This window comes from Niallia sp. FSL W8-0951, assembly GCF_038006525.1.
In the GTDB taxonomy this organism is placed as follows: Bacteria; Bacillota; Bacilli; order Bacillales; family Cytobacillaceae; genus Niallia; species Niallia circulans.
The window spans coordinates 635,034-647,755 of sequence record NZ_JBBOVK010000001.1 but is presented as its reverse complement, the minus strand read 5'-3'; the positions used below and the strand labels follow the sequence as shown (position 1 = coordinate 647,755).

The following is a 12,722-nucleotide window of genomic DNA, read 5'->3' as shown; positions in this document are numbered from 1 at the left end:
CTTTTACCTAAGGTCTTCTTTTTTATATGTTCTTCTCTTTTAAACGCATCATTAATGCTGGCATTATCTCTTCACTTTCAATAACGATGGCTGTTAACCCTAGATCTGTTTTCGTTTCATGCCATTCCTTTTTATCCCAGTATACCGCATCTCCACTTCTAACTTGAAACCATTCATTCTTTTCTCCTCGAACATAGCCTACGCCGCTAACGATTAACAGAAGTTGTGGTATTACAGCTTGATGTAAACCAATAATCCCATTTTCTTCAAGATACATACATCCAATATGAGCTTCTTTCTTAGTTTCCACTATACGACTCATAATAAAATAGGAATTATATTGAGTGATTTGCTTACCATACTCTTTATTAAATTGAAAAATTTTCATTCTATTCCTCCCTTTCCTTTATTTACTAATTATAAATTAGAGATGGGTTGAAGAAAACACCTAATTTATTTTTGAAAGATGTGCTTGTATTACGATTGGAGATTGGGTTTAACTTATGAGAGCTACGAGAGATGGTCTCCATGACCTTTTACTCTGATTTCTTTGTCCTCCATTTCCTTGATGAACGCCATTTTCTGCTCTCCCCATACTGAATGTGGCTTTCATTCCCTCGATGAATACCATTTTCTACACTCCCAATGCTGAATGTGGCTTTCATTTCCTCGATGAACACCATTCTTCTTCTCTCCCAATGCAAAAATGGTGTTCATTTCCTCCATGAACTCCGTTTCCCTCTCTCACAATTCAAAATAATGAACCCTATTCTTCCAACTTGCTTACAGTCACTGAGGACTCTTCTTTGTTCACACTCACTTTAGTTTTCCTTGCTTGCATTCTCAGTCATATTCCACACCTCCACTCTACTGAATACAAAAAAAAGAAGCCATCAATAGATGACTTCCTTATCTTTTATTATTCAGCAGATTTTTTCTTCTTGCCAGCTCTTTCACGTTCTGCTTTATTTAAGATTTTTTTGCGTAAGCGAATAGATTCAGGAGTTACTTCACAATACTCATCTTCGTTCAAGTATTCTAAAGATTCCTCTAAAGTCATAATTCTTGGTTTTTTCATTGTTGCCGTTTGGTCTTTGTTTGCTGAACGGATGTTTGTTGCTTGTTTTACTTTTGTGATATTAACAGTAATGTCATTTTCACGAGTATGCTCCCCAACAATCATTCCTTCGTAAATTTCTGTTCCAGCTTCTACAAAGATAATTCCACGGTCTTCTACTTGCATAATTCCATAAGTAGATGATTTTCCAGACTCCATGCTTACTAATACACCTTGACGACGTCCACCAACTTGACCTGATGCCATTGGTTGATAGCTATCAAATGTATGGTTGATGATACCATAACCGCGTGTTAATGTTAAGAATTCAGTGGTATAACCAATTAGTCCACGAGCAGGTACGTTAAAGATTAAACGAACTTGTCCATTACCATTGTTAATCATATCTAACATTTCACCTTTACGAGCACCAATAGATTCCATAACTGCACCTGTATGCTCTTCAGGTACATCAATTTGTACACGTTCAATTGGCTCACAACGAACACCATCAATTGTTTTAACGATAACTTCAGGTTTTGACACTTGAAGCTCGTAACCTTCACGACGCATATTTTCTATCAAAATAGATAAATGAAGCTCCCCACGTCCTGATACTGTCCATGCATCTGGTGAATCTGTATTTTCAACACGTAAACTTACATCTGTTTCTAATTGTGCACGCAATCTTTCTTCAATTTTTCTTGAAGTTAAATATTTACCTTCTTTACCTGCGAAAGGAGAGTTGTTAACTAAGAATGTCATTTGTAGAGTTGGTTCATCAATACGTAAAACTGGAAGTGCCTCTTGGTGTTCAAACGGACATACTGTCTCACCAACGTTAATATCTTCCATTCCTGATACTGCGATTAAATCTCCAGCATATGCTTCTTCGATTTCTTGACGCTTCAATCCGAAGAAACCAAAGATTTTGGTTACACGGAACTGCTTAACTGTTCCATCTAATTTCATTAACGCTACTTGCTGTCCAACCTTCATCGTACCGCGGAATACACGGCCGATACCGATTCTTCCAACATAATCGTTGTAATCTAAAAGAGCTACTTGGAATTGTAAAGGCTCTTCACGATTATCAACTGGTGCAGGAATATGATCAACAATCGCATCATATAATGATTGCATGTTTTCATCTTGTTTTTCAGGATTTGTGCTAGCAGTACCATTAATAGCCGATGCGTAGATAACAGGGAATTCTAATTGTTCTTCTGTTGCATCTAACTCAATAAATAAATCTAATACTTCATCAATAACCTCAGCAGGACGAGCAAAGTCACGGTCAATTTTGTTAACAACAACAATTGGAGTTAAGTTTTGCTCTAAAGCTTTTTTTAAAACGAAACGTGTTTGAGGCATACAACCTTCATATGCATCAACAACTAGTAGAACACCATCAACCATTTTCATAATACGCTCTACTTCTCCACCAAAGTCAGCATGTCCTGGTGTGTCTAGGATATTAATACGTTTATCTTTATATTGAATAGCAGTATTTTTCGCTAATATTGTTATTCCACGTTCTCTTTCTAAATCGTTGGAATCCATTGCACGTTCTTCCACATGTTCATTTGTACGGAATGTGCCGGATTGTTTTAACAGCTGGTCAACCAATGTAGTTTTACCATGGTCAACGTGAGCAATAATAGCAATATTACGAATATCTTCTCTAATTTTCAAAAATTTCACTCCTACCTAAATATGTCTATCTGGATTAATTTATTTTTTTTAATAATATTATAACTGAGTCATTATATCACATAATTTCACAGAAACCTAAAACCTTTTATAAAAATAACAAATGTAAACGTTATTATTACAAAATAATTTATTTTAGCATCAATTTACGCTTAAATATAACAATTTATTTACATTATCGCTGTTCTTTCCATTCCATACCATAGTATGATAGAGGAGACACAGTTAAAAAATACCCACAACATTCGCTGTGGGATTTCTTTACTATCATATGCTATTATTTATGATAAATATAGACCATAATAAAGGAAGATAAACATGAATTTTGATAATTATCCATATTTTTACTATAACGTTTACGGTACATCTAGTTTTATCAGCATTGGAATATGTATTTTAGAAAAAACGTTAGCTGGCAGTATAATTTGTTTTTGCCTCTTTTGTGGAATTTGGTTCTTAAAATCCAATAAGAAAAAGAAAATGCTACATGTAACCGAAAAATAACTTTAACAACTATTACCAATTTCCTTCTTTTAAATATTTTTGTAGTATTTCATCATGCAATCCAGGTTTGGATGCAAAGAAAGATTGCTGCGTTAATAAATCAAGTGGTTCGTTTCTTAAAGTTGTTACCTTGCCGCCTAGTTCTTCTACCATTATCTTACCTGCTGCATAATCCCAGGGCGATAATCTTAAAGTTAAATAAGCATCCATTCTTCCGGCTGCTATGTACGCTAATTCTAAACAGGCAGATCCAAATGACCTCGTTCCCCTTGACTCTTTCACAAGTGGTTCTAGGATAGTCGGATCAATCCGCTTATTTTTCGTTACCCACGTAGCATTTAATCCGATAATAGCCTCATCCACAGCCGTATCTTTTAAAGGTAATAGCCTTATGTCATTCATAAAAACACCATTGCCCTTTCGAACATGATATAGCTCGTCTGCTACTACATCATATATTAATCCAATCTTTCCTACTCCATCTTCATAAATGCCGATAGAGATGGCAAAATCCCGCTGCATATGGACAAAATTCATCGTTCCATCAATAGGATCAATAATCCAGACTATCCCTTTCAAATCTTCTAGTTCTTCACTTAATCCTTCTTCGCCTAAAATACGATGGGAAGGAAAAACTTTATTGATCTTATTAATCAAAAATTCTTCTGTCCCCTTATCTATTTGGGTAACCAAGTCATTTTTATTTGATTTCGTTTGGATAATGAGCTCAGACGAAAATGACTTGATAATTCTTGCCCCTGCCTCTTTTATCCATTCTTTCGCATATTTATCGATTTCCAGCCAATTTGTCATCTTCTCAACCCTTCTTTACTTTCTTTTTTCATCGTTTCCTATATTTTAACTTAGATTATCCCTAAACATACTTCTAAAAAAATCTATCCTTCTTCTATATAGTATCATAAAACAAGAAAATTCTATGAATACAGTTTTTTTGGATAACTTATGAATTTTGTTTCTTAAAGTCTATTACTAGGAGCCCAAGCATAAACATATTTTCCTTTCCAATCCTTTTCTTCACTGCAGTTACAATCCACATTCAAACTGCGCAGTATTTCTAAAGCACATTTGCCTATTGAAAACAGCTTGATATATTAGTTATTGTGAAATCATATGGTATGCAAAATCATGCAGCTGACTTTATAGGAATGAAAGGTTGCTTCCTATAGAGTCAGCTGCATGATTACCTATCAGCTTATTCATTAGTTATAATGCTTTAAGTCTTAGAAGTTCCTGTCTAATTCTTTCTAATTTTTGCTTACTTAATTTTTTTTGTTTTTCATCCTTTTCATTCATTGCATCGAATAAGGTAGCCAATTCATAATCCATTTCTAGACGAAGAACAGCCTTTTTTTCCTTTTCCACTTCCATTTTCTTCGCTAAATTCATCAATTGTTTCACTGACAGAACACCCCTTTCATCGACTTGCATTTCTGTTGATTTCATATATATTATGTGGAAACTAATTAGCTTGCTCCTTTTTTGTGCTATAACCCAGCGCAATCCAAATTCCTTCATAATATTATTTATGTATGCTACAATATTTGCGAAAAGGCTAGCTAAGATGAAGCTACATTTAAGTGACTAAATAGCTTACTTGATTTTATATACAGTATTTACCCGTAAACAGTAGAGATAAACTAAAAAGGAGATAAGAAATAATGTCATTCACTGGTTTTACACAAAAAGATTTTGATACCTTTACAATTGATGGACTAGATGCTCGAATGGAAGCGATCCAGGAAAGAATTCAGCCAAAGTTTCGTGAAATTGGCACACAGCTTACTGAACAGCTTTCTGGAAAGCTTGGCATGGAAATGTTCCTACATATCGCAAAGCATGCAAGACGAACAGTTAACCCGCCAAAGGATACTTGGCTTGCCATCGCAAATAATAAACGAGGCTACAAACAGCATCCACATTTCCAAGTCGGCTTATTTGATGACCATCTTTTTATATGGTTAGCATATATATATGAACTTCCAAAAAAGAAAGAAATCGCTGAAGGTTTTTTGGCAAATTACAAGCTTTTGCAGTCCACTTTACCACAAGATTATGTTCTTTCCATGGACCATATGCAAAAGGATGCAGTTAAAATTGGAGAAACAAATTTAGAGGCAGCTTTAACAAGATTCCGTGATGTGAAAAAAGCCGAATTTTTAGTTGGTCAGAGAATTGCTGCTGGAGATTCTATTCTATCAAATGGAGAGGAACTGCTTGCATTAATCGAAAAAACTTATGATACATTGCTTCCCCTTTATAAATTATCATTGGAGTATTAGATTGGGATTAGCTAAAAAAAGAGGCCGATATCTACAGCCTCTTAGACTGTAAGCAAACTAAAATCTGTGGTTTGTTTACAGTTTTTTTATTATTATCTTCTAGCAGAAAGTTATAAGCAATAAAATTCAATATTCCTTGCCTATGCCATCTTTATTCGAATATCATCTGCAGATTCTTTCGCCTTTTTGATTGTTCGATAAGTTGAATAGCCACTTACTTCTTCAAATTCATCACAAACTTTCTTTTCTTGCGCTTTTCCCGGGACAATTTTTTTAAAGGCGCGGTATTGCTCCATTAATTCTGCCTTCTCTACCCCTTTTTCATATGCTTTCTCAATGCATTCAAAAAATTTAATGACTGTAATAATTTCATCCGTTGACCAATCAATATCGATTGGGTATTGATAATCCATATTTCCACATCCTATTATATTGAAGTTTTTCAGATAAAAACTATTGTAATTTAAGTAGCTAAGAAAGTAAAATATGGATCCTTATTCCTGTTCTTTTCCTTTGTTAGATAAACTGTAAAAAGAAAAAATAGGAATAAAAAATAATTCTTTTTCCTATAGTGAAAACTAATTGTATGCAAAGAAAATAAAAAATGCTATAATTCTTTTGTTTTCTGATTTTTATATTTAGAGATTAGGGTAAAACTTGTTAAGAGTAATGAAATTAAAGACAAAACAGCGGCAGCGATGTACAATAAAATTTTTAAATGTACATAAGAAATTTAAATAAAGTTCGCTTAAAATTGCATAAAAATACTAAATAAAGAGGTGTGGTAATAAATTGTCACAACACGAAACACCGTTATACCACGGATTATTGGAACATGCTAAAAAGGATCCTATTCAATTTCATATACCCGGCCATAAAAAAGGGAATGGAATGGATCCAGAATTTAGAAACTTTATCGGAGAAAACGCTCTTTCGATAGACCTTATTAATATTGGTCCTCTTGATGATCTTCATTATCCAAAAGGGATGATTAAACATGCACAGCAGCTTGCTGCTGAAGCATTTGGAGCAGATCATACTTTCTTTTCCGTTCAAGGCACAAGTGGTGCTATCATGACGATGATCATGAGTGTTTGTGGCCCAGGAGATAAAATTATTGTTCCTAGAAATGTCCATAAATCTGTTATGTCTGCCATTATATTTGCAGGTGCAATCCCAATTTTTATCCACCCTGAAGTAGATAAAAATCTTGGTATTTCTCATGGAATCACCATCGAGTCTGTTCAACATGCTTTAGATCTTCATCCAGATGCTAAAGGGCTTTTAGTGATTAATCCTACTTATTTTGGCATATCTGCTGATTTAAAAACGATTGTAGATTTGGCGCATTCCTATGATATCCCTGTTCTTGTAGATGAAGCACATGGAGTTCACATTCATTTCCACGAGGATTTGCCAATGTCGGCTATGCAAGCCGGAGCAGATATCGCCGCAACAAGTGTACACAAACTCGGTGGGTCGATGACACAAAGCTCCATTTTAAATATGAGAGGCGACCTGATTAGCTATAAACGTGTACAATCTATTTTAAGTATGCTGACAACGACTAGTACTTCCTATTTGCTTCTAGCATCTTTAGACGTTGCCAGAAAGCGTCTTGCAACAGAAGGAAAAGAACTGATTGATAAAACGATTAATCTTGCACAATACATTCGAAGACAGATTAATGACATAGAACATCTATATTGTGTGGGTGAAGAAATTCTGGAATCTGATTCTGCTTTTGATTATGACCCAACAAAACTGATTATATCTGTTAAAGACCTTGGTTTAACTGGCCACGATGCGGAAGAATGGCTTCGGAAAAATTATCGCATTGAAGTAGAAATGTCCGATTTGTATAATATTTTGTGCATTATTACACCAGGAGATTCTGAAAAAGAGGCCAACATTTTAATTGACGCCTTAAAAGCTCTTGCAGTAGAACGAAAAGATAAGGCTTCAAAAGTAGAAGCACGAGTGATGCTGCCAAACATCCCTTTACTCGCACTAACGCCGAGAGATGCTTTCTATTCAGAGACAGAATTAATCGATTTTGATGATTCAGTTGGAAGAGTAATTGCAGAATTTATTATGGTATACCCTCCAGGAATCCCAATTTTCATTCCTGGCGAAATTATTACAGAAGATAACCTTGCTTATATAAAAAGAAATATGGAAGCAGGATTGCCTGTTCAGGGGCCTGAGGATTACGATTTCAAAAAGCTTCGTGTTATTAAAGAGCATCGTGCAATAAGATAAATAAATTTCGGAGAGCAGGGATGCCATATTTAGGGTATTCCTGTCTTTAATTTGGAGATAAATGAAAAGACAGCATTTGTTTCTTGTATATAAAAAGATTGGAGTTTTCCTTTTTGAAAAAATATATTGTTATAATGATTATCAGTTTACTAATTAGCCTAGTTTCTCCATTTATTTTTAAAAATTATGTGGCACAAAAACCTGAACAATTAGAACAGTCATTCCGTTTCGGTGGTCCCATTCCATTTGCTGAACAAAAAAGGCTGCTGCCAACTTCCGTTGAGGCATACCCTTTAGAAATTACATTCGAATCACCTGTGCAATCGAAAACTATTTTCCATCCAATTCCATTTATTTTTAGTTTTCTTGTATTTTTCTTATTAATTCTATCGATTTTTACCGCTTTTAGTAGCTTTTTTGGAAAAAAATCAACAAAACAGCGGAGATTATAGCTACATAAGAATTTATTGTATTAAAAAATGCCTATATTTTTAGAATAAGGCATTTTTGGTGCTGAATTTATATATGTATAGGAGGATTTTTCATAATAAATAGAAAGTCTTTCCTTTTCGCAAGAGCAGGAAAGAAAGAGCTGATTTTCTTCTTCTCTTCTCAAGAAAGAATATATTTAAAATAAATCATCATGTTATGTTTATATGATTTAGACAACGGAGATAATGGTCATAATTAAATGAAAAGAACCGTAAATGGATAAACTAATCATCGTGGCCAGCATTGTTTTTCTTGTTGATTTTATGATTGTATTTCCTATGATAATCGCTAAATAAAAGAACACACCAAACATAAACACCTTATATAAAATTAAATCATATCTTGATAACCATTCAATAATGGAAAATCCACTCCAAATCATTAGCTGAAATAAAATTGCTGTATAAATCTTCAAGAAAAACACCACCCTTCCTCCATTAACAATTAATACTAGTATATGTACCAATCTTTTGTTTTATTTTATATTTATTTCATTTCAAAAAACAGTAATAGGACTAAATTCTACTAGCTAATTTTCTCTACTAAAACTAGATTAGACATAGGGAAAAATCTTCCCGAATCGCTTTTAAAACAAAAAAAAGAAGCCCTCAATCGAGGACTTCCTTTTATAATTAGCGTAAGATATGAATTGGGCTGCCAATTGCAACTTCCGCTGCTTCCATTGTTACCTCACCTAAAGTTGGATGAGCATGGATAGTCATAGCTAAATCTTCAGCTGTCATACCAGCTTCGATTGCTAAGCCTAATTCAGCGATCATATCAGATGCACTTGGACCAGCGATTTGCGCACCGATTACAAGACCATCTTCTTTACGTGTAACAAGCTTCAAGAAACCTTCAGCATCATTAAGTGCTAATGCACGACCGTTTGCTGCAAATGGGAATTTAGCAGCTTTCACTTCGATACCAGCTTCTTTAGCTGAAGCTTCTGTGTGACCAACTGTTGCTAATTCTGGCTCAGAGAATACAACTGCAGGAATTCCTAAATAGTCGATTTCTGAATTATGTCCAGCAATAACCTCAGCAGCAATTTTACCTTCATAAGAAGCTTTATGCGCTAATGGAGGACCAGAAATAACATCACCGATAGCAAAGATATTGCTTACAGTTGTACGGCATTGCTTATCTGTTTTAATGATTCCGCGTTCGCCTAATTCAATACCAACTTGTTCTAAACCAAGTTCGTCTGTATTAGGTTTTCTACCAACCATTACGAATACATAATCAGCTTCCACTGATTTTTCTTCGCCTTTAACTTCATATTTAACAACAACTCCAGTGTCTGTTTCTTCCACACCTTTAGCCATTGCTTTTGTAATGATTTCAGCACCTTTTTTCTTAAGGTTGCGAGTAACTAATGAAGACATTTGTTTTTCGAAACCACCAAGAATTTCATCTGCACCTTCAAGGATTGTTACTTGTGTACCAAAGTTAGCATAAGCTCCACCTAACTCAGTACCAACGTATCCTCCACCGATTACTACAATTTTCTCTGGAACTTCTTGAAGTGCAAGTGCACCAGTTGAGTCAAGAACACGTTTAGAGAATTTGAAAGTAGGAATTTCGATTGGACGAGATCCAGTTGCGATAATTGCATTTTTAAAAGTATAAGTTTGAGATGATTTTTCATCCATTACTTTTAAAGTGTTAGCATCTACGAAATATGCTTCACCGTATACAATATCAACTTTGTTCCCTTTTAATAGACCTTCAACTCCACCAGTAAGCTTTTTAACAACACTGTCTTTCCAAGCTTGAACTTTAGAGAAGTCAACTGTTACGTTTTCAGTTGTAATACCCATGTCTGCAGAATGTGCAGCATGCTCGTAACGGTGTCCAGCAGAGATTAAAGCTTTTGAAGGAATACATCCAACGTTTAAGCAAACTCCACCTAATACGTTTTTCTCAACAATTGTAACTTTTTGTCCTAATTGTGCTGCACGAATTGCTGCAACATATCCACCAGGACCCGCACCAATGACTATAGTATCTGTTTCAATAGGAAAATCTCCAACTACCATGTTTTTACGCCTCCATTAACAATAGTTCTGGATCGTTCAATAAACGTTTAATATGATTCATTGCATTTTGAGCAGTAGCTCCGTCAATCATTCTGTGGTCAAAGCTTAAAGAAAGTGCTAATACAGGAGCAGCAACAATTTCTCCATCTTTAACGATAGCTTTCTCAGCAATACGACCAATACCTAAAATAGCAACTTCAGGATGGTTGATTACTGGAGTAAACCATTGTCCACCAGCAGATCCAATGTTAGAAATTGTGCAAGAAGCACCTTTCATTTCAGCTGGAGCTAATTTACCATCTCTTGCTTTAACAGCAAGTTCATTAATTTCGTTAGAGATGTTAAAGATACCTTTACGATCAGCATTTTTAACAACAGGAACTAATAAACCTTTTTCTGTATCAGCAGCAATACCGATATTGTAGTAATGCTTATGAACGATTTCGCTTGTAGCATCATCTAATGATGTGTTTAAAGCTGGGAATTCTTTTAATGCACTTGTTAAAGCTTTTACTACATAAGGTAAGAAAGTTAATTTGATACCTTTTGCAGCTGCAACTTCTTTATATTTCTTACGGTGTGCAACTAATTTAGACACTTCTACTTCATCCATTAATGTTACGTGAGGAGCAGTGTGCTTAGAATTTACCATTGCTTTAGCAATAGCTTTTCTGATTCCGCTCATTTTCTCACGAGTTTCTGGGAAGTCACCTTCTGGAATAGCAAGCGGCTTAGGAGCTTCCGCTGCTGTTTCTGCTGGAGCAGCTTCTGCAGCTGGTTGGCTAGCAGGTGTTGCACCACCATTTAAGTAAGCATCAATATCTTCTTTAGAAATACGTCCGTTTTTACCAGTACCAGAAACAAGTTGAATTTCTACGCCTTTGTCACGAGCATATTTACGTACAGAAGGCATTGCGATAATACGTCTGCTTGGATCAACTTCTGTCTCTTGTCCTTTGCTTTCTTCAACAGCTTCAGGTTTTGCTTCTTCAGCAGCAGCTGGAGCTTCATCACCATGATCACCTTTGAACTGAAGGTTTTCATATCCAGGAGCATCAAATGTAATTAAGATATCTCCTACAACTGCAACTGTTCCTTCTTCAACTTTCACTTCTTCTACAGTACCTTCAACTGGGGAAGGAATTTCTACTACTGCTTTATCATTTTGAACTTCACATAATACATCATCTTCTTGAACTTTATCGCCTGGTTTAACAAACCATTTTACGATTTCGCCCTCGTGAATACCTTCACCGATGTCAGGTAATCTAAATTGAAAAGCCAATGTGACAACCTCCTAATATCTTATGAAAAAATTTTCTTCTTTTAACTAACTTATCTTCTAATTCTTGTGCGAATATTATTCGGTTTTAATTAGAAAGTTAGAACTTTTTTAGCTGTTTCAATAATATCTTTAAAGTTTGGAAGCCATACAGTTTCAGCTTGTGTGAATGCAAAAACAGTATCTGGTGCAGTTACACGTAGAACTGGAGCTTCTAAGCTTAGAATTGCACGATCATTGATTTCAGCAACAACATTAGCTGCAATACCAGCTTGTTTTTGTGCTTCTTGAACTACCACAGCTCTACCTGTTTTTTCAACAGATCCAATGATTGTTTCGATATCAAGTGGGCTAACAGTACGTAAGTCAACTACTTCCACTGAGTATCCTTCTTTTTCTAATTCTTCTGCTGCTTTAATAGACTCTTGAACCATTGCTCCATAAGTAATGATAGAAAGGTCTTTACCTTCACGTTTTACATCCGCTTTTCCAAGAGGAATAGTATACTCTTCTTCTGGAACTTCTTGACGGAATGAACGGTATAATTTCATATGCTCTAAGAAAATAACAGGATCGTTATCACGAATAGCAGAAATTAATAAACCTTTAGCATCATAAGGAGTTGATGGGATAACAACTTTAAGACCAGGTTGTTGTGCCATTAATCCTTCTAAGCTGTCGGCATGAAGTTCAGGAGTATGAACTCCACCACCAAATGGGGAACGAATAGTTACCGGTGCATTGTAGCGACCACCTGAACGATAACGCATACGAGCCATTTGTCCAGAAATACTATCCATTACTTCATAAACGAAACCAAAGAATTGAATTTCCGGTACTGGACGGTAACCTTGAAGTCCTAAACCGATTGCTAATCCGCCAATTCCAGATTCAGCTAATGGAGTATCAAATACACGATCTTCACCGAATTCTTTTTGAAGACCTTCTGTCGCACGGAATACACCGCCGTTTACACCTACGTCTTCTCCAAATACTAATACATTTGGATCATTACGTAATTCTGTGCGTAACGCATCAGTGATTGCTTGAATCATAGTCATTTGCGCCAT

Annotated in this window: 14 protein-coding genes; 4 read left to right on the top strand and 10 right to left on the bottom strand. The window is 35.3% G+C overall.

Annotation, left to right across the window (positions count from 1 at the left end; genetic code table 11):
- Window positions 1–22: 22 nt before the first annotated feature.
- The 3 genes from NSS71_RS02865 to typA form a co-directional block, all read right to left on the bottom strand.
- Window positions 23–388, bottom strand: coding sequence for a cupin (locus NSS71_RS02865; RefSeq protein WP_047939877.1), 366 nt, complete (start codon window positions 386–388; stop codon window positions 23–25).
- A 108-nt stretch (window positions 389–496) separates the two neighbouring features.
- Window positions 497–631 carry a hypothetical protein gene (locus NSS71_RS02860; protein WP_328283082.1) on the bottom strand — a complete coding sequence of 45 codons (135 nt, stop codon included), beginning with the start codon at window positions 629–631 and terminating at the stop codon, window positions 497–499.
- Between the two features lie 288 nt (window positions 632–919).
- Window positions 920–2,752 (bottom strand): translational GTPase TypA, encoded by a 1,833-nt coding sequence (typA, locus tag NSS71_RS02855; protein WP_047943005.1) that lies wholly within the window; start codon window positions 2,750–2,752, stop codon window positions 920–922.
- Between the two features lie 336 nt (window positions 2,753–3,088).
- Here typA and NSS71_RS25635 point away from each other — a divergent pair, with 336 nt between their 5' ends.
- Window positions 3,089–3,274, top strand: coding sequence for a DUF5325 family protein (locus NSS71_RS25635; protein WP_222125395.1), 186 nt, complete (start codon window positions 3,089–3,091; stop codon window positions 3,272–3,274).
- A gap of 12 nt (window positions 3,275–3,286) precedes the next feature.
- On the opposite strand, the gene NSS71_RS02850 is transcribed toward NSS71_RS25635, so the two are convergent.
- Both NSS71_RS02850 and NSS71_RS02845 read right to left on the bottom strand, forming a co-directional pair.
- Window positions 3,287–4,087, bottom strand: a complete 801-nt coding sequence (locus NSS71_RS02850; RefSeq protein ID WP_047943004.1) for an inositol monophosphatase family protein — start codon at window positions 4,085–4,087, stop codon at window positions 3,287–3,289.
- A gap of 411 nt (window positions 4,088–4,498) precedes the next feature.
- Window positions 4,499–4,693: a hypothetical protein gene (locus tag NSS71_RS02845; RefSeq protein ID WP_047943020.1), complete on the bottom strand. Its 195-nt coding sequence runs from the start codon at window positions 4,691–4,693 to the stop codon at window positions 4,499–4,501.
- Window positions 4,694–4,953: 260 nt separating this feature from the next.
- Here NSS71_RS02845 and NSS71_RS02840 point away from each other — a divergent pair, with 260 nt between their 5' ends.
- Entirely contained in the window at window positions 4,954–5,574 is a 621-nt protein-coding gene (locus NSS71_RS02840) for a YktB family protein (RefSeq protein ID WP_047943002.1), read from the top strand.
- Between the two features lie 140 nt (window positions 5,575–5,714).
- Here the strand turns inward: NSS71_RS02840 and NSS71_RS02835 are convergent, their stop codons facing one another.
- Window positions 5,715–5,987 carry a UPF0223 family protein gene (locus NSS71_RS02835; RefSeq protein ID WP_047943001.1) on the bottom strand — a complete coding sequence of 91 codons (273 nt, stop codon included), beginning with the start codon at window positions 5,985–5,987 and terminating at the stop codon, window positions 5,715–5,717.
- 379 nt (window positions 5,988–6,366) lie between these two features.
- On the opposite strand from NSS71_RS02835, the gene NSS71_RS02830 reads away from it, so the two are divergent.
- Complete coding sequence (locus NSS71_RS02830; RefSeq protein ID WP_047943000.1) at window positions 6,367–7,836, top strand: aminotransferase class I/II-fold pyridoxal phosphate-dependent enzyme; 1,470 nt, start codon at window positions 6,367–6,369, stop codon at window positions 7,834–7,836.
- 113 nt (window positions 7,837–7,949) lie between these two features.
- Window positions 7,950–8,288, top strand: coding sequence for a hypothetical protein (locus tag NSS71_RS02825; RefSeq protein ID WP_047942999.1), 339 nt, complete (start codon window positions 7,950–7,952; stop codon window positions 8,286–8,288).
- A gap of 209 nt (window positions 8,289–8,497) precedes the next feature.
- On the opposite strand, the gene NSS71_RS02820 is transcribed toward NSS71_RS02825, so the two are convergent.
- The 4 genes from NSS71_RS02820 to NSS71_RS02805 all read right to left on the bottom strand — a co-directional run bounded on the left by NSS71_RS02820 (window position 8,498) and on the right by NSS71_RS02805 (window position 12,722).
- Complete coding sequence (locus NSS71_RS02820; RefSeq protein ID WP_369988435.1) at window positions 8,498–8,752, bottom strand: hypothetical protein; 255 nt, start codon at window positions 8,750–8,752, stop codon at window positions 8,498–8,500.
- Between the two features lie 208 nt (window positions 8,753–8,960).
- Window positions 8,961–10,370, bottom strand: a complete 1,410-nt coding sequence (gene lpdA / locus NSS71_RS02815) for a dihydrolipoyl dehydrogenase (RefSeq protein ID WP_047942998.1) — start codon at window positions 10,368–10,370, stop codon at window positions 8,961–8,963.
- A 4-nt stretch (window positions 10,371–10,374) separates the two neighbouring features.
- Window positions 10,375–11,655, bottom strand: coding sequence for a dihydrolipoamide acetyltransferase family protein (locus tag NSS71_RS02810; protein WP_047942996.1), 1,281 nt, complete (start codon window positions 11,653–11,655; stop codon window positions 10,375–10,377).
- Between the two features lie 89 nt (window positions 11,656–11,744).
- A complete protein-coding gene (locus NSS71_RS02805) occupies window positions 11,745–12,722 on the bottom strand; it encodes an alpha-ketoacid dehydrogenase subunit beta (RefSeq protein ID WP_047942995.1) in 978 nt (325 codons plus the stop codon).